Genomic DNA, 22,156 nt, shown 5'->3' with positions numbered 1-22,156 from the left:
ATCCAGTCTAGCGATCGTGTTCGCTCTGTGTGTCCTGCGAAAATGACGGTGCGCGGTAGTCCGGGTCCCAGGTCCAGCCGGAGATCGCGGGATCGTCCTCTCCGTGCTCACGGGTGTAGTGGCGGGCCGCCAGGCGGGCGTCGGCCATTTCCTGGCGCAGCCCGGCTGCGTCACTGCCCAGGCCCTCGACGCGGTCGATGACGTCCATGACGAGATGGAACCGGTCGAGGTCGTTGAGCATCACCATGTCGAACGGCGTCGTGGTGGTACCGCGCTCCTTGAACCCGCGCACATGCAGTTGGGCGTGGTTGGCATGGCGGTACGTCAGCCGGTGGATCAGCCACGGGTAACCGTGGTAGGCGAAGATGACCGGCTTGTCCTGGGTGAAAATCGAGTCGAAATCCCGTGCGGACAACCCGTGCGGATGTTCGGAGTCCGGTTGCAGCCGCATGATGTCGACCACGTTGACGACGCGCACCTTCAGCTCGGGTAGCCGGCGGCGCAGGATGTCGGCGGCGGCAACGGTCTCCAGCGTCGGAATGTCACCGGCGCAGGCGAGCACCACGTCGGGTTCGCCGGTGGTGTTGCTCGCCCATTGCCAGATTCCGAGCCCCCGCGTGCAATGCGCGATCGCGTCGTCCATGTCCAGGTAGGTCAGCGCCGGCTGCTTGCCGGCGACGATCACGTTGATGTACTGGCGGCTGCGCAGGCAGTGGTCGGCCACCGACAACAACGTGTTGGCGTCCGGCGGCAGGTAGACCCGCACCACCTCCGGGCGCTTGTTGGCGACGTGGTCGATGAACCCGGGGTCCTGGTGCGACGCGCCGTTGTGGTCCTGGCGCCAGACATGCGATGTCAGAAGGTAATTCAGTGAAGCGATCGGCCGGCGCCAGGACAATTCCCTGCTGCTGGAGAGCCACTTGACGTGTTGGTTCAGCATCGAGTCGATGATGTGGACGAAGGCTTCGTAGCAGTTGAACAGCCCATGCCTGCCGGTCAGCAGATAGCCCTCGAGCCAGCCCTGGCAGAGATGCTCGGACAACACCTCCATCACCCGGCCCTCCGGACCGAGGTTCTCGTCGTCGGGCCCGATCTCGGCGAGCCACGCCTTGTCGGTCACCTCGAGGGTGGCCGACAGCCGGTTCGACGCGGTCTCGTCGGGGCCCATGAGCCGGAACCGGTCTGGGTTTCGCGCGATGACGTCGCGCAGGAAGGTGCCCAGCACCCGCGTCGCCTCGGCGGACTCCGAGGCGGGCTTGTCGGCCGCCACCGCGTAGTCGGTGAACGCCGGCAGGTCGAGATCCCGCAGCAGCAGGCCGCCGTTGGCGTGCGGGTTCGCGCTCATCCGCCGCTCACCGCGCGGGGCGATCGCACGCAGTTCCGCCCGCAGCGCGCCGTTGTCGTCGAACAACTCCTCGGGGCGGTAGCCGCGCAGCCACTCTTCGAGTTGGGCGCGGTGCTCGGGGTTGGTCCGCGTCTCCGAAAGCGGAACCTGATGCGATCTCCAGGTGCCCTCGACCTTCTTGCCGTCGACCTCTGCGGGACCGGTCCAGCCCTTCGGGGTGCGCAGCACCAGCATCGGCCAGAGCGGCCGGCCCTGCTCGCCGTCGAGGCGGGCGGCCCGCTGGATCGCTGCGATCTGGTCGAACGCCTCGTCGAGCGCGGCGGCCATCTGCTGGTGCACGTTCGCCGGATCGTCGCCCGCCACCGTGATGGGCCGGTAGCCGTAACCGAGCAGCAGCGACTCGAGTTCCTCCTGCGGGATCCGCGAGAGCACCGTCGGGTTGGCGATCTTGTAGCCGTTCAGATGCAGGATCGGCAACACGGCACCGTCGGTCACCGGGTCGAGGAACTTGTTGGAGTGCCAGCTCGCCGCCAGCGGGCCGGTCTCGGCCTCACCGTCGCCGATCACGCAGGCGACCACCAGATCGGGGTTGTCGAACGCGGCGCCGTACGCGTGCACCAGCGCGTAGCCGAGCTCTCCGCCCTCATGGATCGAGCCGGGCGTCTCAGCGGCGACATGGCTGGGGATGCCGCCCGGAAAGGAGAACTGGCGGAACAACTTTCGCAGCCCGTCGGTGTCCTCGGAGATCGAGGAGTACACCTCGGTGTACGTCCCTTCCAGATAGGCGTTCGCCACCAGCCCGGGCCCGCCGTGCCCCGGCCCGGTGATGTAGATGACGTTCGCGTCGCGCTCACGGATGATGCGGTTCAGATGCGCATAGACGAGGTTGAGTCCCGGCGTGGTGCCCCAGTGGCCGAGCAGCCGCGGTTTGACGTGCTCGGGTGCGAGCGCTTCGCGCATCAGCGGGTTGTCCAGCAGGTAGATCTGCCCCACGGACAGGTAGTTCGCCGCGCGCCAGTAGGCGTCGATCAGCGTGAGCTCATCATCGGAGAGCGCGGGTGACAGTGCCTGGGCGGTCATCTGACTCATCATCGTCGAGACGGGCGAACATCGCCCGTGTGATCTGACACCCGTCCTGATACCCGATGCGCCGGAACCTACGCACTAGCCTGTCCAGCGTGTTGGGCTTCGCGGTGCCGCAGTACGGGAACTCCGCGCGCGCCGACGTCGCGCGGTACGCAGCCGCCGCCGAAGAGCTCGGCGCCGACAGCCTCTGGGTGGGCGATCGCCTGGTTGCTCCGGTGCACCCGAGCGTCGGCTACGCGGGCACGGACACCATCCCGGCGGAGTTCCGCGCGGGCCTCGACCCGTTCATCGCGTTGGCGGTGGCCGCGGCTGTCACCAGCCGGGTCCGGTTGGGTGCCAGCGTGTTCGTCGCCCCCTGGTACCCGCCGGTGCAGTTGAGCCGACAGCTGACCGCGCTCGACGTGGTGAGCGGGGGCAGGTTGCTGCCGGGGTTCGGCATCGGCTGGTCGCCGGAGGAGTACCAGGCGGCGGGCGTCCCTTTCCGGCGCCGCGGCGCCCAGCTGGAAGAACTGCTCGATGCATTGCAGCAGCTCTGGAGGACGAACCCGGTGGCACACGACGGTGAGCGCTGGACCATTCCGCCGTCGTGGGTCGACCTCAAGCCGGTGCAGACGCCGCCGCCGATCTATCTCGCTTCCTTCTCGGCGGCCGGCCTGGCCCGCATCGGCGCGCGTGCCGACGGATGGCTGCCCGCGGTGCAGGTGCCCGGCGGGGTGTTCCCGGACCTGCTCGACCGCCTGCGCAGCGTGATCGACGACGCCGCCCGGGCGGCGGGCCGCGACCCGGCTGCCATCCACACCTACGTCCGGGTGAACGTCGCGGCGGGAACGAGCGTCGAAAGCGTCGCCGAGGCGCTGCACACACTGCGTGCTGCCGGCTACAGCGACGCGTTCGTCGACCTGATGTACGTCGCGGATGACACCGACGAACACCTGAGCTGGGCCGAACGGCTGCTGGCCGCATGAGCGACGCGCTGCTGGCATCGGTGCGGGTGCTCGATCTGGGCGGTTCCGATTCCGACGCGGTGGGCCGACTGTTCGCCGACCTCGGCGCCGACGTGCTGAAGATCGAACCGCCCGCAGGCAGCCCCGCGCGCCGGGCACTTCCGGCCGTCGCCGGGGTGAGCGTGCCGTTCGCATTGGACAACGCGAACAAGCGCTGCGCGGCCCTCGATCCCGCTGACCGCCGGGCGCTGCTCGACCTGGCGAGCACCGCCGACATCGTGATCGACAGCGGAAAACCCTCTGGCGCAGCACTGTTCGGGACTTCCTGCGTCGAGTTGGCTCAGCGGTTCGGCCATCTGGTGGTGTTGTCGGTGACCGATTTCGGCACCGCCGGACCGTACGCCTCCTGGTCGGCCACCGACCCGGTGTTCTACGCGCTGTCGACGGCGCTGTCTCGCACCGGGCCGACTTCGGGCGAGCCGGTGCTGCCGCCGATCGGGTTGGCTTCGGCAACGGCGGCGGTGCAAGCGGCCTGGGCCACTCTGGCGGCCTACTACCGCCGGTTGCGTGACGGTACAGGCGAATACATCGATTTCTCGCGGTTCGAAGGGGTGCTGCAGTCGCTTGATCCGCCGTTCGGCTCGGAGGGCCAAGCCGCCGTCGGCGTCAAGAAGACCACCGAGATCTGGCGCGGCAGGCCCCGTAACCAGAACATCTATCCGATCTTCGCCTGCAAGGACGGGCATGTCCGCATCTGTCTACTGTCGGCGCGCCAATGGCGCGCGATGCGCGCCTGGTTGGGTGAACCCGAGCAGTTCGCCGACCCGAAGTTCGAGACGATCGCGGCGCGGTACGCGGCCTCGCGCGAACTCAACGCGCTGATCGCCGAGTTCGTCGCGCCGCAGACGATGGACGACCTGGTCGCGCAGGGCCAGTCGCGCGGGGTGCCGATCGCCGCGGTGCTGACTCCCACGGAGGCGTTGGCCTCCGATCATTTCCGCGCCGTCGGCGCATTGACCACCGTGCCCTTCGCGCCGGGCGCCGACGTCGTCGCGCCGGCGGGACCGTTCGTCGTCGACGGACGCCACTGCACCGTGGGGTGGCCGGCCCGGCCGCCTGGCGCCGATGCACCCGCCTGGCGCGGCGAACCAGTCGCGGCGGGTACCACACCGGTGCAGCGCCCGTTCGACGGCGTGCGAATACTCGACCTCGGCGTCATCGTGGCCGGCGGCGAACTCGGCCGGTTGTTCGCCGACCTCGGCGCCGAGGTGATCAAGGTCGAGAGTGCCGCCTACCCCGACGGGCTGCGACAGAACCCGCCGGGCCAGGTGATGAGCCGGTCGTGGGCGCTCACCCACCGCAACGAGCGAAGCCTCGGCCTCGACTTGCGCGCCCCGGCCGGTGCCGAGCTGTTCGCCCGGCTGGTCGCCGAGGCGGACGCCGTGTTCGCCAACTTCAAACCGGGAACCCTTGCCGCACTTGGATTCTCGTATGACCGTCTGCGAGAGCTGAATCCGCGCATCATACTCGCCGAGAGCAGCGCCTTCGGCGCGACGGGGCCGTGGAGCGCACGCATGGGGTATGGACCGCTGGTTCGTGCGACCACCGGGGTCACGTCGCTGTGGACGTCGGCTGACGGTGGGTTCTACGACGCGACAACGGTGTTCCCGGACCACGTGGCGGCCCGGATCACCGCTGTCGCCGCGCTGGCGGCGCTGATCCGGCGCGACCGCACCGGCCAAGCCGCACATGTGCATGTCTCGCAGGCCGAGGCCGCCGTGCACCAGCTGGCGGCCCGTTATGTCACCGAGGCCGCACTCGCGCGACACCTGCCGGTGCTCGACGACGCAGCGGGGCACGGCGTGTACCCGTGCGCGGGCGAGGACGAGTGGTGCGTCATCTCACTCCGAGACGACGCCGACCGCGCGGCGTTGCAGTCGCTGACCGGCGGCGTCGACACGGCACAGTGGACGCGCGCCCGCGACAAGACGGCGGTGGCGGCGCTGCTGCAGGAGGCCGGCATACCCGCCGCGCCGATGAACCGCGCGATCGACGTACCGACAGATCCCCAAGTCGTTTACCGAAAGGTGTTCGCAGGCATGGCTCATCCGCTGTTCGACGAGCCCATGCTGAGCGAGACCGGGCCGGCGCCCTACACGAACATCCCGCCCGCGCAGATGCGGCCGGCGCCGATGCCGGGGGAGCAGACCCGCGAGATCTGCCGCCGCGACATCGGCATGTCCGCCGACGAGACCGATCGGCTCATCGCCGACGGGACACTCTTCGCCTACCGAGAAAGGCCGTGATGGACCCCAGGACACCGGTGCTGGCCGGGTACGGACAAGTCAACCAGCGCGAGGTTCGCCCCGACGTGGAACCGATCGACCTGATGGTCGAGGCTGCGCGGGCCGCCGCCGATCCTCGCGTACTCGAAACCGTCGACTCCGTGCGTGTCGTCAGCCTCCTGTCGTGGCGGTACCGCGACCCCGGACTGCTTCTGGCGCAACGGATCCGGGCTTCGGAGGCCGCAACCAGGTATACGGGCGTCGGCGGCAACACGCCGCAGTCACTGGTGAACGAGGCCTGCCTGGACATCCAGCGCGGACGTGCCGACGTCGTCGTGATCGCCGGTGCGGAGACCTGGCGGACCCGAACCCGGTTGCGCGCCAGCGGTGTCAAGCCGGACTGGACAAGCCAGGACGAGTCGGTTCCGCTCGCGCCCGGAGCCGACGAGGGCGTGCCGATGGCCGGTCCCACCGAAATCCGGATCCATCTCGACCGGCCCGCCTACGTCTACCCGATGTTCGAGCAGGCGTTGCGGATCGCCGCCGGCACCTCGAGCGAGGAGCACCGCCGGCGCATCGGCGAACTCTGGGCGCAGTTCAGCGAGGTGGCCGCGGGCAATCCGCACGCCTGGAGCCGAGACGCCGTGCCGGCGGAGCAGATCTGGCAGCCCGGCCCGGACAACCGCATGATCAGCTGGCCGTATCCGAAGCTGATGAACTCCAACAACATGGTCGATCAGGCCGCTGTCCTGGTGCTCACCTCCGCCGAGAAGGCGACCCATCTGCAGATCCCGAAGGACCGGTGGGTTTTTCCGTATTCGGGCACCGACGCGCATGACACGTATGCAATCGGGGAACGCGCGGAGTTCTACACCTCACCGGCCATCCGCATCGCGGGGCGTCGTGCGCTGGAACTGTCCGGGGTGACCATCGACGACGTCGGACTCGTCGACCTGTACTCCTGCTTCCCGTCGGCCGTGCAGGTGGCCGCCAACGAGCTCGGGCTACCGATCGGCGATGCGGCCAGACCGCTCACGGTCACCGGAGGCCTCACCTTCGCGGGTGGCCCGTGGAACAACTACGTCACCCACTCGATCGCCACCATGGCCGAACGTCTGCTCGACGACCCGGGCCAACTGGGGTTCATCAGCGCCAACGGCGGCTATCTCACCAAGCACAGCTTCGGCGTCTACAGCGCTCGACCGCCGGCTCACGAATTCCGTTGGCAGGACGTGCAATCCGAGGTCGATCGCGAGCCGACGCGCACCGCCCTGGTGGAGTGGTCCGGGATGGGCACGGTGGAGACCTGGACGACGCCGGTCAACCGGGAAGGCGCGGCGGAGAAGGCGTTCCTGGCGGTCCGCACACCGGAGGACTCGCGGGTGCTGGCCGTCGTCAACGATGCGGACGAGGCCGAGGGAACGATGGCCGAGGACATCGCCGGCGCCAAGGTTCAGGTCAACGCCGACGGCACCGCGACGCTGCGCTGAGCACGAGACTTTTTCGGGCCTGTCAGGGCGCGTTGGGCGGGACTTCGGTGTACTGCGGCTTGAATCCCTCGGGGGCGAAGGTGAATCCCTGGCCGCTGGCTTCGCTCATACATGAGACGCCGGCTTCCTGTACGTTGCACCGGAAATCCGCCGCCATGAGAATCCGGTTGAACTCCAACGCCTTTGCGCCTTCCCCGACGAATTCCGGATGCTCGAGCGCGACGAAGTGCGGTTCGCCCACGCGCTCGACGGTGATCGCGTTCGGCGCCGTTTGCTCACCGGCGGCGTTCGGCACGGATTCCGGTTCGCCGGCGATGTTCATGCTCGACTGCCATGCGGTCGCCGATTGGCACCCGGCCTTGACGCGCGGCACGATCGCGCACGCCCACCGGCCGCTCGGGGTGGTGAAGTAGTAGACGGCCGACTCGCCCGGGTGCGCGACGTAGTCGAACGCATCGACGACGTGCGCGCTGTTCGGCGGCGGCGGAGGCGGCGCGTTCGTCGAGCTCACCGGTGCCTGCGGGCGCGGCTCGTCGTTGTTGACGATCTGCGGGCCCGCGCAGCCCGCAGCAATGATCGCGACCGCCGAGAGCAGAGTTACGACACGCATTTCGGCTCCCGACCGTTTGCACCGGCCACCATGGCCTTGAGCGTCTGCGCGTTGCGCACCGCGTGGCCACCCAGGTCGTTGTTGAAATAGACCAGGACGCGCCTGCCTTCGCCGTCCCACTCCAGGATCCGGTCCGCCCAGCGGCGCAGCTCGTCGTCGGGATAGGAGCCGGCGTACATCGAGTGCTGGTCGGGTCCGTGCATCCGGATGTACACGAGCCGGCTGGTCGCCCGCGGAACGCAGCGCAGCCCCGCACCGCTCATGATGACGTACGCGGCTCCGTGGCGCGCCAGCAACTCGTAGACCGCCGGGTCGTCCCACGACGGGTGTCGCAGCTCCATGGCCACCGGAATCCGGTCGGGCATCAGTGTCAAGAAGTGGTCCAGCCGGGCGTCGTCGCGCTCCAGCTCCGGATGCAGCTGCACGAGCAGCGCCTCGCTGCGGTCACCCAGCAGCGTCCAGCACCGGTCGAAGCGCTCGATCCACGGCTCGGGCGCGTTCAGCCGCCGGTAGTGGGTCAACCCGCGCTGCGCCTTGACCGACATCGTGAATCCGTCGGGCAGCCGTTGACGCCAACCCGAGAACGCGGTGTCCTTGGGCCAGCGGTAGAAGCTGGCGTTCAGCTCGACGGTGTCGAACTGCTCGACGTAGAGCGCCAGCCGCTTGGCCGCCGGCGTGCCGGCTGGGTACAGCACGTCGGTCCAATGGTCGTAGGACCAGCCCGATGTGCCGATCCGGATCATGGGCCGATCACCACCTCGGCGGCTTACCCGCGCTATTTCGGCGGCAAACTTCTCGCATAGCCGACCCCGCGGTCGACCCAGGACCGCAGCTGGCGCTTCGTCCTGACGCCGTCGGTGGACACCCGCAGCCATCCGCGAGTCTGCCTGCCCGCCATCACCATTGGTTCGACGTGCTCGCGCGAGAGCAGCTCCGCGGTGTCGTCGGGTGGCACCCGCACCATCAGACCGCCCTGGCCGCTGGCGGCCACCGCCATGTTGCCGTCGATCAGAAACGCCAACCCGCCGAACATCCGTCGCTCGTCGACACCGGGTTCGCCGCTCAGCAGCTCCCGGATGCGGTGCGCCAACTCCTCGTCATGAGCCATGCGAAGACGGTAGCGGCATCGCGGGCGGCACACGCTCGATCAGGCGGCGACGGTCGCGATCTCCTCGGCGGGCTGCAGGGCGAGCGCGACGATGTCGGCGACATCGGTCATCGGTTTGACCTCGAGCGCCGCCAGCACGTCGGCGGGCACATCATCAAGATCCGCCTCGTTGCGCTGCGGGATGAAAACCGTTGACAGACCGGCACGTTGGGCGGCCAGCAGTTTCGGCTTGACGCCCCCGATGGGCAGCACCCGGCCGTTGAGCGTGACCTCGCCGGTCATGCCGACGTCGGACCGCACCTGACGGCCGGTGGCCATCGACACCAGCGCGGTCACCATCGTCACACCCGCCGACGGGCCGTCCTTCGGCACCGCGCCCGCGGGCACGTGTACGTGGATCCGACGGTCCAGCGCCTTCGGGTCGACGCCCAGCTGCTCGGCGTGCGAACGCACATAGGACAGCGCGATCTGCGCGGACTCCTTCATGACGTCGCCCAGCTGTCCGGTGAGCTGCAGCCCCGGTTCGCCGTCCGTCGCGCCGGCCTCGATGTAGAGCACATCGCCGCCGAGCCCGGTGACGGCCAGCCCGGTCGCCACACCCGGCACGGCCGTGCGTTCGGCCGACTCGGGTAGAAACCGTGGACGGCCAAGGTAGTCAACGAGTTCTGGCTCGTCGACGACGATCGGGCCGGCCTCGGCGGCCAGCTTCGTCGTCACCTTGCGCAACGCCTTGGCCAGCAGCCGCTCGAACTGGCGGACACCCGGCTCGCGGGTGTAGTCCGCGGCGATCTTGCGCAGCGCGTCCTCGGTGACCGTCACTTCGTCCTCGGTGAGCGCTGCCCGCTCCCGTTGCCGGGGCAGCAGGAAGTCACGGGCGATCGCGACCTTGTCGTCTTCGGTGTAGCCGTCGATCGAGACCAGTTCCATGCGGTCCAGCAGCGCCGACGGGATGTTCTCGACGACGTTGGCCGTCGCCAGGAACACGACGTCGGACAGGTCCAGATCCAGGTCCAGATAGTGGTCCCGGAACGTGTGGTTCTGCGCGGGATCGAGGACCTCGAGCAACGCCGCCGCGGGGTCGCCGCGGAAGTCGGAGCCGACCTTGTCGATCTCGTCGAGCAGCACGACGGGGTTCATCGACCCGGCGTCTCCGATCGCACGCACGATGCGGCCGGGCAGGGCGCCGACGTACGTCCGCCGGTGCCCGCGGATCTCGGCCTCGTCGCGGACGCCGCCGAGGGCGACGCGCACGAATTTGCGGCCCAGCGCCCGCGCGACGCTCTCACCGAGCGACGTCTTGCCGACGCCGGGCGGCCCGGCCAGCACCATCACCGCACCGGAACCGCGTCCGCCGACGACCTGCAACCCGCGTTGCGCACGCCGGGCGCGCACTGCCAGGTACTCGACGATGCGCTCCTTGACGTCGTCGAGGCCGTGGTGGTCGGCGTCGAGAATCTCCCGCGCCTCCGTCAAGTCGGTGGCGTCGTCGGTGCGCACGTTCCACGGCAGGTCGAGCACGGTGTCCAGCCAGGTGCGGATCCAGCCGCTCTCCGGGCTCTGGTCGCTGGAGCGCTCCAGCTTGCCGACCTCGCGCAGCGCCGCTTCGCGCACCTTCTCGGGTAGGTCGGCGGCCTCGATGCGGCCGCGGTAGTCGTCCGAGGAGCCGGCTCCCTCGTCGTCGCCGAGTTCCTTGCGGATCGCCGCCAACTGTTGGCGCAGCAGGAACTCCTTCTGCGTCTTCTCCATGCCTTCGCGGACGTCCTCGGCGATCTTCTCGTTGACCTCGACCTCGGCCAGCTGGTCGCCCGTCCAGTCGATCAGCGCGCGCAACCGCGCAGCGACGTCGGGGGTCTCGAGCAGCTGACGCTTCTGGACCTGGGTCAGATAGGACGCGTATCCGGCGGTGTCGGCCAGCGCCGACGGATCGGTGAGCTGGTTGACGAAGTCGATGATCTGCCACGCCTCACGCCGCTGCAGCATCGCCAGCAACAGTTTCTTGTACTCCGCGGCGAGTTTGTAGGTCTCTTCGTCGGGTTCGGGCTCGGTCACCTCGGTCACCTCGACCCACAACGCGGCACCGGGGCCGCTGGCGCCGGCGCCGATGTGCGCGCGGCTCCCGCCTCGCACTACCGCGGCGGGCCCGCCCACCATGCGGCCGATCTGCACGATCGACGCCAGCACGCCGTGCGACGGGTACCGGTCGTCGAGCCGGGGGGCGATCAGCAGCTCACCGGACTCGCTGGCCCGGGCCGCGTCCACTGCGGCACGTGCGGCGTCGTCGAGCTCGATGGGCACGACCATCCCGGGCAGCACGATCGATTCGCTCAGGAACAGGATCGGCACAGTCTTGGCTTCAGCCATCAAATCCTCCAAGGTTTGAGTCTGATGCGCTCAACCTTGCGGGGCCCCGGTTTGTTCCCGCGCGTTCCACGGGCGCGAAATAGCATTCCTGGTCGCAGTGCACGCGTATTCACGACCATGGCTTCTCACTCGCGGACGGACGCAGGCGCGGCGGGCCACTCATGGCAGGAAGCCTGCCGTTCGGGGGAAACGGCAGGCTTCCTGTTGTGGGTGGATCTAGGCGGTGCGGTCAAGCAGTGGCCTGAGCTCCCAGCACCCGCTGGATGTCGGGCTTCATCATCTGGAGCTGCTGGCCCCAGTAACCCCAGCTGTGTGTGCCTTGCGCCGGGAAGTTGAACACACCGTTGGTGCCGCCCGCGGCGACGTAGTTGTCGCGGAACGAGACGTTGGTCCGCAACGTGAATCCTTCGAGGAACTGCGCCGCCATCAGGTTCTGACCCGCAGTACCTGAATCCAGGTCCGACGGCGTACCGGTGCCGCAGTAGATCCAGATCCGGGTGTTGTTCGCCACCAGCTGCTTGATGTTGATCATCGGGTCGTTGCGCTTCCATGCGGGATCCGACGAGGGGCCCCACATGCTCTCGGCGTTGTACCCGCCGGCGTCGTTCATCGCGAGGCCGATCAGCATCGGCCACCAACCCTCGGAGGGATTGAGGAAGCCTGACAACGAGGCCGCGTAGATGAACTTCTGCGGGTAGTAGATCGAGTAGGTCAGCGCGGTGCTGCCCGCCATCGAGATACCCACGACCGCATTGCCGTTCGGGTCGACGCCCTTGTTGGCCTGCAGCCACGCCGGCAGCTCCTGGGTCAGGAACGTCTCCCACTTGTAGGTGTAGTCCTGGCCGTTACCCCGCGACGGCTGATACCAGTCGGTGTAGAAGCTGGACTGCCCACCGACCGGCATGACGACCGACAGCCCCGACTGGTGATACCACTCGAAGGCCGGGGTGTTTATGTCCCAGCCGTTGAAGTCGTCCTGCGCGCGCAGGCCGTCGAGCAGATAGACCGCGTGCGGCCCACCACCCTGGAACTGGATCCGGATGTTGCGGTTCATCGCCGCGGAGTGCACATCCAGGTATTCGACGGGCAGACCCGGCCGGGAGAACGCTCCCGCGGTCGCCGAACCCCCGACGACACCGACCAGTCCGGGCAGCACCGCCGCCGCGAAGGCGACCACCGCCGTTCGGCGCAACAATTTCGTGCCGGTACCTCGGCACCTCTTCAAGAACTTCATAACGGCAACCAACCCACCTTTCATCGCTTCCACAAGCATTGCCGTTGCTGTGCGTTGGTAATGAAACACGTTCCGCCAACTGGACTGTCGGCTCGACATGCGGTTGCGACGTCGCGAATGGCTAACGATTACGACTCGGCGCGGACTCACGCGCCGTCGACATCCGGTGCAACTGAGTGACGTGCGCAGGCCCCAGTTCGTCCAGCGTCGTCACCCCGAGCAGCCGCATCGTGCGGATGACCTGCTGCGAGAGGATCTCGATCGCGCGGTCGACACCGGCCTCACCGCCGGCCATCAGCCCGTAGAGATAGGCACGGCCCACCAGCGTGAACCGCGCGCCGAGGGCGACGGCCGCGACGATGTCGGCACCGGACATGATGCCGGTGTCCAGCAGAACTTCGGTGACGTCCCCGACCTCGGCCGCAACACGCGGCAACAGGTGGAACGGCACCGGTGCCCGGTCCAGCTGCCGGCCACCGTGGTTGGACAGCACGATGCCGTCGACGCCGAGCTCGGCGACCGTCCTGGCGTCACTGAGGGTCTGAATTCCCTTGACCACCAGGCGCTTCGGCCACTGCGCCTTGATCCACGTCAAGTCCTCGAAGGTCACGGTCGGGTCGAACATCGTGTCGAGGTACTCGGCGACCGTCCCTGGCCATCGGTCCAGCGACGCGAACGACAGCGGTTCGGTGGTCAGCAGGTCGAACCACCACCGCGGGTGGGGGACCGCGTCGAGCACGGTGCGCAGGGTCAGTGTCGGCGGGATCGACATGCCGTTGCGGGTGTCGCGCAGGCGCGCACCCGCCGTCGGGACGTCGACGGTCACGAGCAGCGTGTCGTAGCCCGCAGCCGCCGCCCGCTCGACGAGCGCCATCGACCGGTCCCGGTCCTTCCACATGTAGAGCTGAAACCAGTTGCGCCCGTGCGGGTTGGCTTCCTTGACTTCTTCGATGGACGTGGTGCCCAACGTCGACAGCGCGAAGGGAATACCCGCGCGTGCGGCGGCGCGGGCACCGGCGAGCTCGCCCTCGGTGTGCATCAGCCGGGTGAAGCCGGTCGGCGCGATGCCGAACGGAAGCGCGACGCGGTCACCGAGCACCGTCGCGCTGGTGTCCACGTTCGCGACGTTGCGCAGAATCGCGGGATGGAACTCGATGTCACGGAAGGATTGCCGGGCGCGCGCCAGCGAGAGTTCTTCCTCGGCGGCGCCGTCGGTGTAGTCGAACGCCGCTCTGGGGGTGCGGCGCTTGGCGATCCGCCGCAGGTCCTCGATGGTCAGCGCGGAAGCCAGCCTGCGTTGTGTCGGGTTCAGTCGCGGCCTCTTGAACTGCAGCAGCGGCGCCAACTCGCGGGGACGCGGTAAGCGGCGCTTCACGATGGTGCAGTGGTCGTCATTGAATCGCACAGCGTAGCTTGTCAGACTTGGCGGAGATGGCTAACGACAAATCCGGCGACCCGTTCGACCTACAGCGCTTCGTCGATGCGCAAGCGCGCGTATACGACACAGTGCTGGCGGAACTGCGCGCCGGCTGCAAACGCAGCCACTGGATCTGGTTCGTGTTCCCACAGTTGCGCGGGCTCGGCAGAAGCGAGCTGGCGCAGCGCTACGGCATCTCGTCGCTGGACGAGGCGCGCGCCTACCTCGGTCACGACGTGCTGGGCCGGCGGCTCGGGGAGTGCGCGCACCTGGTCGCGCACAGCGCGCAGCCGTCGGCCGAGGATCTGTTCGGCTGGCCGGACAACCTCAAGGTGCGGTCGTCGATGACGTTGTTCAGCCGCGCGGCGGGCGACCTCGAGGCCGGGGCCGTGTTCCGTGCGGTGCTGACCAAGTACTACGACGGCGAACCGGACCCGCTGACCGTCGAACGGCTCAGCGGGGGGCGATGATCTGCCAGCCGTGCGGGCCGACCTCGGTGGCGTTGACGACATCTGCCGGCGGCGCTCCCGAGCCCGCGAGGATCTCGCCTCGGCCGAACCCGAGTTCTGGCAACGAGATCGACAAGGCCTTGTCGTCGATGTTGAGCGCGACGATCAGCGTCTCGGCCCCCGCTCGCGTCTGGTAGACGTACTGGCGGTTGGTCAGCAACAGCGACGACGTGCGCGCCGTGTGCAGCCACGGGTGCCGTCGGCGCAGCCCGATCAGGTACCGGTGCAGCCGGAGCACGTCCGCACCGAGTGGGTCGACGCTCACCGGTGGGGCGCCGAACTCCGGGCGCACCGCGTCGTCGCCGCCGAACCGCTCCTCTTTGACCGCGCGGTAAGCGAATTCGTCACCGGCGTACACGGTCGGCGTTCCTCCGGTCGTCATCTGCAGCACCAACGCATGCTCGAGGTGCCGGATGTCGTCGAGTCGGCTGGCGATTCGGGTGACGTCGTGATTGCCGACGAACGTCGTGGGGACGAACGTATCCAGAAACTCGTTGTGCCGCACCAGCGCCCAGTCCAGCTCATGGAAGTTGCCGTCGTTGAGGCTGCTCCAGACCGCCTTCCACAGCTCGTACTGGGTGACCGAGTCGAAGCTCGACGCGCGCACCCGCTGCGCGTAGTCGCCGTGGATGATCTCGGCCAGGAAGTACGCGTCGGCAAACTGTTCGCGCACCCGGGGCAGCACGCGGGCCCAGAATCGGTCGGGGACGGCGTAGGCGGCGTCGAGGCGCCAGCCGTCGGCGCCGCGCCGCAGCCAGTGGGTCATCACGTCGACGACGTAGTCCTCTACCTGCGGGTTGTCGTGGTCGAGCGCGACGAGGTCGCCGTGGCCCTCGAATGTCTCAAAGTCGTTGCCACGCCGGCGAAGCCATGCGGTGTGGGCGAAATCGGGGCCGACATGGTTGAAGACGCCGTCGAGCAGGATACGTAATCCGCGGCGCCGTGCCTCGCTCACGAGCGCGTCGAAGTCCTCGTCGTCACCGAGCCGCGGGTCGATGCGGAAGTGGTCGGTGGTGTCATATCCATGAGTGCGCGACGAGAAGACCGGCCCGAGCGCGATACCCGACGCGCCGAGCGATATCGCGTGGTCGAGCCAGTCGACGATGCGCCGCAACCGGTGCTCACCGGGGCCCGGTGCGGGCTGCGCCGGGTATGCGCCGACGAAGCCGAGCGGGTAGATGTGCCACCAGATGACGTGCTCGACCCAGCGCGGCTCAGCGGCTACCGCATCGCGGGCGAGATCGTCGTCGCTGATGGCCACGTGTCGAAGTCTACGGATCGGCGCACCGCACGATATTTCAGCCGCACAGCGGTGGCGACGACCGCGAACAGGCACCCCGCCGCGCCCCACAGCGCGAGGGTCAACAGCGGAGTCTGCGCCCCGTTGCCGCCGAAGTAGACCACGCTGCGCAGCAACGAAACACCCGAGCCCTGAGGCACTATCGCGTTGAAGGTCGAATAGAACGACGACAGCAGCGGAAGGCCCACCGGACCGGCCGCCGCGGCGTTGCCGACGATCACGAAGAATCCGGTCAGCGCGAGCGAGGCAGCGGAGCCGAACGCCGCCGCCACACCGGTGATCGCGCCGGCCACCGCCATCGAGTACACCCACAGCGCGCCGAACACCTGCCAGGTGTGCCCGACGAGCGCGCCGAGGACGGCGTCGACGTAGAGCGTGACGCCACCGGCCAACAGCGCCGAATAGCCGGCCAGCGACGCTGTGCGCAGCGCGAACGTGGCCGGCGTGCGGACGGCGCCCATGAACCTGCCGAGCACGGCGGCCGCCGCCGAGGCGCCGAGGGAGATGAAGATGATCACGTAGAACTCGACCGTGCCGGAGGGATCGCCGGCCGACGGCGCCGCGACGTCCTCGACCACGGCACGCAGACCGGCCTTCGCCGCGACCGCCTCGCCGACGGTTTGTGCCGCCGAAGCGACACTGCGACCACCGCCGCCCGCGACATAGATCGTCATCGCGCCGGGGGGTTCAACAGTGAACGCCGCGTCGGCGTGGCGTTCGTAGACCTGCTGGCGAGCGGCAACTGAATCGTGAACTTCGTTGACCGTCAACGCCTCCTGGGCGCGGATGCCGTCGACGAGTTGCTCGGGGCCGGCGACGGCGACAGTCAGGTTGTGCAGCGTCGGCTTGGCGAATGCGCCGGAGTAGCTGGCGATCATCGCGATGACGACGAACGTCATCGCCAGCAGCGCCAGCGCGGTCATGCGCAGGGCCGTGCGATCGCGGGCCGGGGGGCGCTCGATGGCGTGGTGTCTACCCATTGTTGTGTGGACCTTTCGAATGTTCAGGTACGCCGAGCAAGGCGTTTACGGTGTCCAGTGCGGCCCGCACGCGATCGCCGAGGTCGGTGGAGTCCGGGTCTTCCATCCAGGACCGCAGCACCTCGGTGAAGCCGCCGACCAGGAAGCGGGTGACCGCTTCGGGTGCAACTCCGGCGATCTGCGTGACCGCAGGCATCGCGTCGGCGCTGATCTCCTCGCAGAGCGGCAGGAGCACGGCGCGAAAGGCGGTGATCACGCGCGGTGCCACCGCGCTGAATACCACGTTGCGGTACATCGCACGGTGTTCGGCGACGAAGTCGAACAACCGCGCGATACGGGCACGTACGTCGCCACCGAGGTCAGTCGTCGCCGTGGCGAACGCGGTGGTGACGGCGTTGGCGACGGCGTCGTCGCGGTCGGTGAAGTGCTGATAGAACACCTGCCTGCTGACGCGGGCGCGGGCGACGATGTCACCAACGGTCAGTCGGTCGACCGGCTGCTCATGCGCGAGCGCGAACGCCGCCTCGCGAAGGCGGGCGCGAACTCGTTCCGCACGAGGATCGGCGCTGTGTGCGCGGGCTGCCATGCGAGCAGCTTAAAGCACTTCGTAGACACATGCCCACGATCCTGGACGTAATCCTCTGCGGTGTGTGGCCCCCTTGTGGCGGGCGTCTCGCCGGCGATTCGACAACCCGCTTTGGAACGTGTTCTAGTGCATGCGTGGTGGAGTTCACCGACATCGGCGACGTCTCCGCAGCGGAGATCGAGCGGCTGCGCGGCGTCTATCAGCCGCTCGCCGAGTCGGTCCGGGCGCTGATCGACGCCACCATCCGCACGGAGGTCGATGCCGAGACGGTGGACGCGGTTCGCGCGCAGATCGACAGCGCCACAGCACTTCTGCGCACCCGTCAGCTCGACGGGGCCTTCGGGGTGCGCTATACCACCGGCGGTGACCGGCTGCCCTGGGGCAATCCGGTGATCGGAATCCGCAACCCGGTCGCGCCGCCGTTGACAATCGAGCGCGATCCGGACGGACGCGTCCACACCGCCTTCGAGCTCGGCGCCGCCTACGAGGGCCCACCGGGGCACGTGCACGGTGGCGTCTCCGCGCTGATCCTCGACCACGTGCTCGGTGAGGTCGCGGCGAACTCGGCGAGTCCCCGGTTCACCGGCACCATCACGCTGCGTTATCTACGCCCGACCCGCCTCGGCAGGCTGCACGCGGAGGCCACGATCACCAGGGCCGAGGGCGTCAAGTCCTTCGCGACCGGCCAGCTCGCCGACGACGAGGGTGTGACGGTGGTGGCCGAGGGTGTCTTCATTGCGCCGAGGTGGGCTCGGGAATAGCGCCGATGCCGGACAGGCTGCGGGTGATCGACGTTATCTCTGCGACCAGAACCCGCGCGGCCGCGTCGTCTCCGGTGAGCCCGGCCGCCCGGTCGCGCACCTGCTGGTTAGCGGCAGTCAGTGCAGCCAGGTCGACGGTCCACGGCGTTCCCGGATGCGGCGGGGCTCCGCGCAGGGCGTCGACGAAGTCGTCGACGGCAGCGACGAATTCGGGAGTCAGCGACGCCGGCGGATGAGTGGGCAGGTTGTTCTCCAGAGCCGTGCAGGAGATGGTGACGGCATTGAGCGCGGTGCGGTAGGAACGCAGCCACCGGCGCAGCTCCCGGGAGTCCATCCGGGTGGCGCCGGATGCGGCTTCGAAGCCGGCGCGGGCGCGGTAGGCGTGTTGCCACGCCGACGACACAGCATCGGCCGGACGGTCGATGCGATGGACGTACGCGCGGACAATCGTTGCGGCATAGTCGATCTCGGTCTTGAGCAGTTCGCCGGCCCGATGATGCAACCTGGTCAGCGCGTGGTCGGGAAGCATGACGTGGGCGCCGACCGCGAGCCCGCCGCCGAGGACGACCGAGAACAGCCGGTCCTCGAGCGTCGCACCGGCAGTGGCGGCGTCGATCTCGAGGAGGAACACGACGGCCGCCGACAGGGTCGCGCTGGTGGCGACGTAGCCGGTGCGCGTCGCCGCATACGTCGCCGCGAAGCACAGCGTGGCCAGTACGGCGCCGAACAGCCCGGTGGGGTGCAGCAGCAGCACGATCACCGAGGCGACGACGATCCCCACGGCAATGCCGGCCAACCGGCCGACGCAACGCGTGTAGGTGTGCGCAGTCTCGGGACGCAACACCATCAACACCGTCAGCGGAATCCAGAAACCGAATGCGATCGGCGCGAACCGGTCGGCGACCGCGCCGATCGCGACCGCAACCGACAACCGGACGGCGTGCCGCAGGATCGGCGAGTTCACCGTCATGTGCGCCCGCACCGTGTCGCGGGCCGAGTGCAACGGGCTGATCAGGTCGGGCCGGTACAGGTCGGGAAAGCGCAGTTGCGCCGCTTCGTGCAGTTGTTGCGAAAGCCGTTTCACCCCGGCATCTTCGGGACTGCCGCCCGCCGATACCGCGACCTCCAGCCGCACCAGGCCGTGTTCGGCGCTCCGTCTGGCGGTGCGGCTGTGATCGGCGATCGCGTCGAGGACGTCGGCACCGGCCGCCAGCATGCGCGACACCTCTTCGCGCCGGGCGTCGGGCACATCGCGCAGCATGCGCAACGTCGCCATGATCCGCTCCGGCAACCGATGCCCGCCGCGGTAGGCCTCGGGATGACGGCTCGCCTGCGTGTCGACGAACGCATCGCGCAACGACGGCTTCAGCGTCGCATCGGCGGGGGTGTCCGCATCGTCCGCGACGTCACGGGCGTTCGCCGCCAACGCGCGGTACGCATCGGTCAGCGCGTGGCGTTGAGTGCGCCAGCGCCGTGGCGGCCAGACGGCGATCAACCCCGCTTGCAGAGCACCGCCGGCGATCGTCAGCAGAGTGGCGGCCAACACCGAGGCCGTCGTCGGCGCCAGCGGCGGCGCGATCACAAGCAACGCGCCGCCGGCGGCTGCGACCAGGCCGGCGTTGCGCCCGACCGCCCACTGCAGCCCCGCACCGAAGCACCACAGCCCGACGACGACTACGAACACCACGTCGAACGATGAGGCCAACGACCCGAGGAGAACCGCTGCGCCCATCTCCGCGGCCACCACGAGCACCCGGGCGATCCGGCCGCCGGGACTGTCCTGCAGAGCGACGGCACCGGCCACCGCGGCGGCGCTCGCCGCCCACACCGCCGTCGCCCCCGAGTCCCACAGCAGCGCGATCGCGGCCACTGTCAAAACCCCGAGCAGGCTCCGGGCCGCCGCCCCCACGTCAGCCGCGTTCGGCCGCAAGGCATCCACGACCCGGCTGACGGTGCTCACCGGTCCATTCTGCCGCCTCCCGGGCTCATCACCGGTGCAGTACACGCGCCGATTCTGTGGCGTCGCACCGGCGACTGCGTACAGCAGCAACCGCGTTGTCTCAAACATCATGTGGCACACCGCAAAGCCGGCAGCCCGGGCTGCTCCCGGTCGCTGACTCGAATTGCCCGCACCGAACCGGGTTCGGCGTTAAGGTCAGCTGTCGGGCGGCAACCACCGAGCGAATCCGCGAACGTCGATGGTCGATCGGCCGCGGCAAACGAAGGGAATCGTCATGAGCACGGCGGCGGAGCGAGCAGCGCAACTCGATCTGGTGGCCCGGCTGAAATCGGCCTATCCGGAACTGCCGGACGCGCCGACGCCGGACCTCCTCGATCACGACCGGATCACCGCCTACCTCAAACCCGTACACGACGTCGGCGGGGAACCGGATGCGCCGATGAAGTACGAGAACAAGGAGTACGAGCTCTGGGAGCACATGACATACGTCATCTGCGAGGTGCTTGCCTGGCGCGGCATCTGGCTCTCGGAGGAACGCCGCAGGATCGGCAACGTCGATGTGGGCAGGGCCGAATACCTGGGCCTGCCGTACTACGGCCGCTGGCTGCTGGCCGTGGCACGGGTGCTGGTCGAAAAGCACCACATCGGCTTGACCGAACTGAGCGAACGGATGGCCGACGTCAAGGCTCGGTACGAAGGCGGGTTGGCAGGTAGGACGCTGGAAGCGAAACCGAAGTCCGAAGGTGACGGGTCGCAGGTCAAGCGCAACGCCCATCACAAGCACGCGGTCGGTAAAGGCGACCCGCAGGTGTATGCCGGGCAGGCCGGCGAGCCGAAGTTCAAAGTCGGTGACGCCGTGGTGGTCCGGGAGCTGCCGGTGATCTTCTACACCCGAACGCCGGAATATGTACGGGGCGCCAAGGGCGAGATCGCGACCGTCGCCTACGAGAGCCCGGCGGCCGAGGACGAGACGTGGGACCGCCCGGCGAAACCCGAATGGTTCTACGTCGTGCGGTTCAACATGTCCGAGTTGTGGCACGGCTACACCGGCACCGACGACGATGTCATACAGACCGAGATCCCCGAGCACTGGCTGGAGGCCGCCTCATGACCGACCACGGTCACGACCACGATCACGACCGCACCGTCGCACCGATGGTCGACGAGATCACCGACTTCGAGGTCCTCGAGATCGCCTTGCGTGAACTGTGTATCGAGAAGGGCATATTCACCGCAGAGGAGCATCGCCGCTTCACCGAGTTCGCCGAGCAGATCGGGCCCACGCCGGCTGCCACGCTCGTCGCCCGGGCGTGGCTGGATCCCGAGTTCAAGGAGCTGGCGCTGGCCGAACCGATGACCGCCAGCAAGGAAGTGGGCGTCGACTGGATGGAACCGACAGGTTTCGGAACACCCAGCGACTTCACAGCTTTCGAGATACTCGCCGACACCCCGACACTGCACAACGTGATCGTGTGCGCGTTGTGCTCCTGCTATCCGCGCCCGATCCTCGGCAATTCACCGGAGTGGTACCGGACCCCCAACTACCGCAGGCGCATGGTCCGCTGGCCGCGTCAGGTGCTGGCGGAGTTCGGGCTCTACCTGCCCGACGAGATCACGGTCCGGGTACAGGATTCCAACCAGAAGCACCGCTTCATGGTGATGCCGATGCGCCCGCCGGGGACCGAGGACTGGACCGAGAGCCAACTCGCCGAGATCATCACCCGCGACTGCTTGATCGGGGTCGCGCTGCCCAAGGCGGGCGTGACCACCAACGTCATCATCGACACCCGCCCGGCCGTTCACCCGGTACCAGAAGCATGAATGACACAGCCGCCGTTCCGGAACCGCTCGCCGAGATCGTCGAGCGCAACCAGGTCTGGTCCCGGATGGCCGAGAAGTACGGGGTGACAAACCCGGTGCCGCCGTGGAAGACCAGCCTCGACGGCATGTGCGACGCACTGGATCGTGCCTCCTGCGACGCAGAGGTCCCGGACTTCAAGGAGCGCCGCGACGAGGAGGACGAGTTGTCGGCGACGGTCTATGTGAATCTGCCTTACCCGGAGAACCAGTTGGTGTCACTGGCCCATTCGCTGATGGCGCGCGGCGTCATCGACGAAGCCGAACTCCGGCAACGGCTCGCCAGTATCCGCGCACGGCTGGAGGCCTGAGCGTCCCGGCGG

General features: G+C 68.4%; 19 protein-coding genes. 8 read left to right on the top strand and 11 right to left on the bottom strand.

Annotated elements, in window-relative coordinates; translation table 11 throughout:
- Positions 1–7 precede the first annotated feature (7 nt).
- The gene (locus A5663_RS17095; protein WP_068151582.1) at positions 8–2,425 is read right to left on the bottom strand and encodes a phosphoketolase; all 2,418 of its coding nucleotides are present in this window, start codon (positions 2,423–2,425) and stop codon (positions 8–10) included.
- Between the two features lie 98 nt (positions 2,426–2,523).
- Here A5663_RS17095 and A5663_RS17090 point away from each other — a divergent pair, with 98 nt between their 5' ends.
- From A5663_RS17090 to A5663_RS17080, 3 genes are read left to right on the top strand one after another with little or no spacing between them, the layout of a single operon-like run.
- On the top strand, positions 2,524–3,396 hold the full coding sequence (locus A5663_RS17090) for a TIGR03619 family F420-dependent LLM class oxidoreductase (protein ID WP_082974202.1): 873 nt from the start codon (positions 2,524–2,526) through the stop codon (positions 3,394–3,396).
- On the top strand, positions 3,393–5,681 hold the full coding sequence (locus A5663_RS17085; protein ID WP_068151577.1) for a CoA transferase: 2,289 nt from the start codon (positions 3,393–3,395) through the stop codon (positions 5,679–5,681). Before A5663_RS17090 ends, A5663_RS17085 begins: the two co-directional genes overlap by 4 nt.
- Complete coding sequence (locus tag A5663_RS17080) at positions 5,681–7,150, top strand: acetyl-CoA acetyltransferase (RefSeq protein ID WP_068151575.1); 1,470 nt, start codon at positions 5,681–5,683, stop codon at positions 7,148–7,150. The genes A5663_RS17085 and A5663_RS17080 overlap by 1 nt, the downstream gene beginning before the upstream one ends.
- Positions 7,151–7,172: 22 nt before the next feature.
- Here A5663_RS17080 and A5663_RS17075 read toward each other — a convergent pair whose 3' ends face one another.
- The 6 genes from A5663_RS17075 to A5663_RS17050 all read right to left on the bottom strand — a co-directional run bounded on the left by A5663_RS17075 (position 7,173) and on the right by A5663_RS17050 (position 13,838).
- Positions 7,173–7,760, bottom strand: coding sequence for a hypothetical protein (locus tag A5663_RS17075; protein ID WP_068151573.1), 588 nt, complete (start codon positions 7,758–7,760; stop codon positions 7,173–7,175).
- Entirely contained in the window at positions 7,748–8,503 is a 756-nt protein-coding gene (locus A5663_RS17070; protein WP_068151569.1) for a DUF72 domain-containing protein, read from the bottom strand. The genes A5663_RS17075 and A5663_RS17070 overlap by 13 nt, the downstream gene beginning before the upstream one ends.
- 32 nt (positions 8,504–8,535) lie before the next feature.
- Positions 8,536–8,868: a TfoX/Sxy family protein gene (locus A5663_RS17065; RefSeq protein WP_068151566.1), complete on the bottom strand. Its 333-nt coding sequence runs from the start codon at positions 8,866–8,868 to the stop codon at positions 8,536–8,538.
- Positions 8,869–8,907: 39 nt separating this feature from the next.
- A complete protein-coding gene (lon, locus tag A5663_RS17060) occupies positions 8,908–11,229 on the bottom strand; it encodes an endopeptidase La (protein ID WP_068151565.1) in 2,322 nt (773 codons plus the stop codon).
- Positions 11,230–11,458: 229 nt separating this feature from the next.
- Complete coding sequence (locus A5663_RS17055; protein ID WP_068151562.1) at positions 11,459–12,463, bottom strand: esterase family protein; 1,005 nt, start codon at positions 12,461–12,463, stop codon at positions 11,459–11,461.
- 121 nt (positions 12,464–12,584) lie between these two features.
- Complete coding sequence (locus tag A5663_RS17050; protein ID WP_068151644.1) at positions 12,585–13,838, bottom strand: alpha-hydroxy acid oxidase; 1,254 nt, start codon at positions 13,836–13,838, stop codon at positions 12,585–12,587.
- 56 nt (positions 13,839–13,894) lie between these two features.
- On the opposite strand from A5663_RS17050, the gene A5663_RS17045 reads away from it, so the two are divergent.
- Complete coding sequence (locus A5663_RS17045; protein WP_068151558.1) at positions 13,895–14,350, top strand: DUF1810 domain-containing protein; 456 nt, start codon at positions 13,895–13,897, stop codon at positions 14,348–14,350.
- Here the strand turns inward: A5663_RS17045 and A5663_RS17040 are convergent.
- The 3 genes from A5663_RS17040 to A5663_RS17030 are packed head-to-tail and all read right to left on the bottom strand — an operon-like array spanning position 14,334 to position 17,255.
- Positions 14,334–15,650, bottom strand: coding sequence for an alpha-amylase family protein (locus tag A5663_RS17040; protein WP_231976814.1), 1,317 nt, complete (start codon positions 15,648–15,650; stop codon positions 14,334–14,336). The genes A5663_RS17045 and A5663_RS17040 overlap by 17 nt on opposite strands.
- Complete coding sequence (locus A5663_RS17035) at positions 15,611–16,669, bottom strand: hypothetical protein (protein ID WP_231976813.1); 1,059 nt, start codon at positions 16,667–16,669, stop codon at positions 15,611–15,613. Before A5663_RS17035 ends, A5663_RS17040 begins: the two co-directional genes overlap by 40 nt.
- On the bottom strand, positions 16,662–17,255 hold the full coding sequence (locus A5663_RS17030) for a TetR/AcrR family transcriptional regulator (protein ID WP_068151555.1): 594 nt from the start codon (positions 17,253–17,255) through the stop codon (positions 16,662–16,664). Before A5663_RS17030 ends, A5663_RS17035 begins: the two co-directional genes overlap by 8 nt.
- Before the next feature lie 134 nt (positions 17,256–17,389).
- Here A5663_RS17030 and A5663_RS17025 point away from each other — a divergent pair, with 134 nt between their 5' ends.
- On the top strand, positions 17,390–18,016 hold the full coding sequence (locus A5663_RS17025; protein WP_068151550.1) for a PaaI family thioesterase: 627 nt from the start codon (positions 17,390–17,392) through the stop codon (positions 18,014–18,016).
- Here the strand turns inward: A5663_RS17025 and A5663_RS17020 are convergent.
- Positions 17,988–19,976, bottom strand: a complete 1,989-nt coding sequence (locus tag A5663_RS17020) for an FUSC family protein (RefSeq protein WP_231976812.1) — start codon at positions 19,974–19,976, stop codon at positions 17,988–17,990. The two genes, A5663_RS17025 and A5663_RS17020, sit on opposite strands and share 29 nt — an antisense overlap.
- Before the next feature lie 274 nt (positions 19,977–20,250).
- Here A5663_RS17020 and A5663_RS17015 point away from each other — a divergent pair, with 274 nt between their 5' ends.
- From A5663_RS17015 to A5663_RS17005, 3 genes are read left to right on the top strand one after another with little or no spacing between them, the layout of a single operon-like run.
- Positions 20,251–21,087 carry an SH3-like domain-containing protein gene (locus A5663_RS17015; RefSeq protein ID WP_068151631.1) on the top strand — a complete coding sequence of 279 codons (837 nt, stop codon included), beginning with the start codon at positions 20,251–20,253 and terminating at the stop codon, positions 21,085–21,087.
- Positions 21,084–21,797, top strand: coding sequence for a thiocyanate hydrolase subunit gamma (scnC, locus tag A5663_RS17010; RefSeq protein WP_068151544.1), 714 nt, complete (start codon positions 21,084–21,086; stop codon positions 21,795–21,797). The genes A5663_RS17015 and scnC overlap by 4 nt, the downstream gene beginning before the upstream one ends.
- Complete coding sequence (locus tag A5663_RS17005; RefSeq protein WP_068151543.1) at positions 21,794–22,144, top strand: thiocyanate hydrolase; 351 nt, start codon at positions 21,794–21,796, stop codon at positions 22,142–22,144. The genes scnC and A5663_RS17005 overlap by 4 nt, the downstream gene beginning before the upstream one ends.
- Positions 22,145–22,156 lie beyond the last annotated feature (12 nt).

Source organism: Mycobacterium sp. E740 (assembly GCF_001672895.1).
Lineage (GTDB): Bacteria > Actinomycetota > Actinomycetes > Mycobacteriales > Mycobacteriaceae > Mycobacterium.
Note: the sequence above shows the minus strand (reverse complement) of the source record. Positions and strands in the feature narration are given on the sequence as shown.